The following is a 2,757-nucleotide window of genomic DNA, read 5'->3' as shown; positions in this document are numbered from 1 at the left end:
CAGCGCCGAGGTCCTTTATCTTTGGTGCAAGCTCCTTTGACAGCTCCGGTTTCATCTCAAGGGTGTCAAGGTCCCTGTTGTTTATGCCCACAACACGTGCCCCTGAGTCAAGGGCAAGCTTAGCCTCCTCAAGGGAGAAGACCTCAACGAGAGGCACAAGCCCGAGCTCTTCGGAAAATCCTATCAAAGCTTTCAGCCTATCCGGGGTAAGCATCCTCACTATCAGTAGGAGGGCATCCGCTCCGTAGGCTTTAGCCTCAAGAACCTGAACCTCATCTACTATGAAGTCCTTCCTTAAAATGGGGATGTTGACGGCATCCCTAACCTCTGCGAGGTCCTCAAGGGAGCCTCCAAAGAACTCTCTGTCGGTCAGAACGGACACCGCAACCGCTCCAGCCGATTCGTAGAGCTCCGCCTGCTTTGCAGGGCTGACCTCCCTTATCCTCCCCATTGAAGGGGATGCTTTTTTCACCTCAGCGATTATCTTCGTCCTGCAGCTCCTCAGGGCGTCCGTAAAGCTGTAGTACTTATCCCTTCTCTCAATCAGCCTCTCAAGGGAGCTCAAGTAATCCCTGTCCCTTCTCAGCTCTCTCTTCTTTACATCAAGGACCTTCTCCAAGAAACCCATTACTCTTCTCCAAGCCTCCTGTCTATCTCACGAACTACATCCTTAAAAGATATACCCCCGTAGTGCTTCCTCTCAAGGTCCCTACCTATCCCTTCTATAGCACCCTCAAGGTGGCGGGAGCGTATTCCGTGATGGAGCGAAAGCTTAGCCTCCACATAAGCTCCCATCACATCGCAGAGCTTAACGAGCTCTCCATCAACGGGGTTAAGCTCATCGGAGTTGAACCTCTCATCTATAAACTCAACCTCTCGCACACTCTTGCCGTCCCACACCCTGTTTGAGAACTCATTCCCTTCTCCTAAGAAGCCGAGTATGTAGCTGAACTCACTTCTCAGAAAGTCTGGAAGAAGGGGCAGTATAACGAGCTCTACCTGCTCCCTCTCGTACTTTTTCAGGATGTCAGCTATCCCCGCCTCCCTTTTGACTGGAGCTATAACGTCCCTCGTGGTCACCTCGGGAAGGTCATGAAACAGCCCGGTGAAGAAGTTGAGGAACTTCCTCCTTGGGCAGGCTCCCATCTTAAGGGATAGGAGATAGGAGAGGCTCGCAACTATGAACATATGACCTAAGACGGTTGTGAGGGGTATCCTTGGGGACAGGATCCACCTCTTCTGAAACCTTAGCTGTCCAACGAGGTCTATGAAGTTAAAGGTCTTCTTCTTTAGGTATATCCTGTGGGCAGCTGCGAGGTCAAAGAAGTCCTCTATAGTGTCCTCTATCTCCTCCTTCACCTTCTCTATGCCGTAAAAGCGTATGCCCACCGAGTATATCATCTGAAACTCCCAGTAGGTCGCCAGAAAGTGGGAGGCTTTTACTATCCTCTTCTCTATGTTTTCCTCATCCGTTGATATGTAAGAGCTGAACCTCTCAAGAAGCTGGGGGTCAAACTCCTTCAGAGAGTCTCCAACCTTCCTGAGTAGAAAGCTGTTTATCTCCTTCCTCCTTTCCCTCAAGAGCCTGTGAAACACCTGAGGTTTTATATCCGTGAGGATAGCCCTCTGGAGTGCCTCAAACACGAGCCCCTCTATAAGGTAGTTCCAGTCAATCTTCAGTCCTCTGAGGCTCTCCTCATACCTTCCTACCACGTAGGCTATAGCTGCTTTGTGAGCCTGCTTATCAAGCTCGGTAATGTGAAAGGGCTTTGGGTGGTCGTTCCACCTCTCTATGTAGGCGAGGTCGTACAGCTTGAGGAGTATGCCTACGAGACCGCTGTGCATACCTATGATTCTATCAGAAGTGCCTGTAACCACCTTCCACCGCCTTTCCATCCACAAAAACACCCTCTCCTTCGGAGAGGGTCCCTATCTCGCTCATGTCTAAGAAGGGGTTCCATCTCTCCCTCGGATGGGTAAATAGGAGCTGGTAGTCCTCCCCTCCCAGCAGGGCGTACTCCTTCGGGTCCTTGCCGTATTTATCGCAGAATCTCTTAAGCTCTTCCGATAGGGGAAGCTTGGAGCTCTCTATATCTATCCTTACTCCGCTCCTCTCACTTATGTGAAGGGCGTCAGCCACCAAGCCGTCGCTTATGTCCATGCTGGCGTTGGCGTACTTCTGTATGTGCCTCACGTAGTCTATCCTCGCCGTGGGTCTGAGATGCCTCTCTATAAGGGTTAGCTCAAAGTCTTCGTAGCTTCCCTTCTCCATCTTAAGGAGCTCAAGCCCAGCCCTTGAGTCTCCGAGGGTTCCAGAGACGAAGAGGCTATCACCGGGCTTAGCCCCGCCCCTACCCACAGCTCTTTCACTCCTACCGACGAGGAAGACGTCAACACCTATCCTCTCCGCCCTTGAAACGTTCCCACCGACAACCTTGCACCCGTAAAAGTCACAGGCTCTCTTTATCCCTTCATACATCCTCTCAACCAGAGAGACCTCCACATCGGGTAGCATAAGGGACACGAGAGCCCACTCAGGGGTGCCACCGTTTCCGACCACATCGCTCACGTTCACACTGATTGCCTTCCATCCTACAGCCTCAGGGGGGTACCTTCTGAGGAAGTGGACATCCTCAAGCAACAGGTCTGTTGTAAGGAGAAGGTTCTCACCGCACAGCTCCAGAAGGGCACAGTCATCACCTATAACCTCAGAGCCGAGGATCTTTTTAAGCCTGTCTATAAGTCCAAACTCTCCTA

The 2,757-nt window shown here is 51.6% G+C and carries 3 protein-coding genes; all 3 read right to left on the bottom strand.

The features are described from left to right. A partial coding sequence (locus AC1HCM_RS01760; RefSeq protein ID WP_479460059.1) for an indole-3-glycerol phosphate synthase TrpC occupies nucleotides 1-628 on the bottom strand: 628 nt, incomplete at its 3' end. Further along, the gene (locus AC1HCM_RS01755) at nucleotides 628-1,896 is read right to left on the bottom strand and encodes an HD domain-containing protein (RefSeq protein WP_479460058.1); all 1,269 of its coding nucleotides are present in this window, start codon (nucleotides 1,894-1,896) and stop codon (nucleotides 628-630) included. The genes AC1HCM_RS01760 and AC1HCM_RS01755, both read right to left, overlap by 1 nt. Continuing rightward, a partial coding sequence (gene thiL, locus AC1HCM_RS01750) for a thiamine-phosphate kinase (protein WP_479460057.1) occupies nucleotides 1,859-2,757 on the bottom strand: 899 nt, incomplete at its 5' end. The genes thiL and AC1HCM_RS01755, both read right to left, overlap by 38 nt.

The organism is Hydrogenivirga sp. (assembly GCF_056450045.1).
The sequence above is the reverse complement of the archived record's forward strand: the minus strand, read 5'-3'. Positions and strand labels throughout refer to the sequence as shown.

Excerpts from the sequence above, each read along its gene's own strand:
- AC1HCM_RS01755 (WP_479460058.1), bottom strand. The coding sequence starts at position 1,896 with ATGGAAAGGCGGTGGAAGGTGGTTACAGGCACTTCTGATAGAATCATA.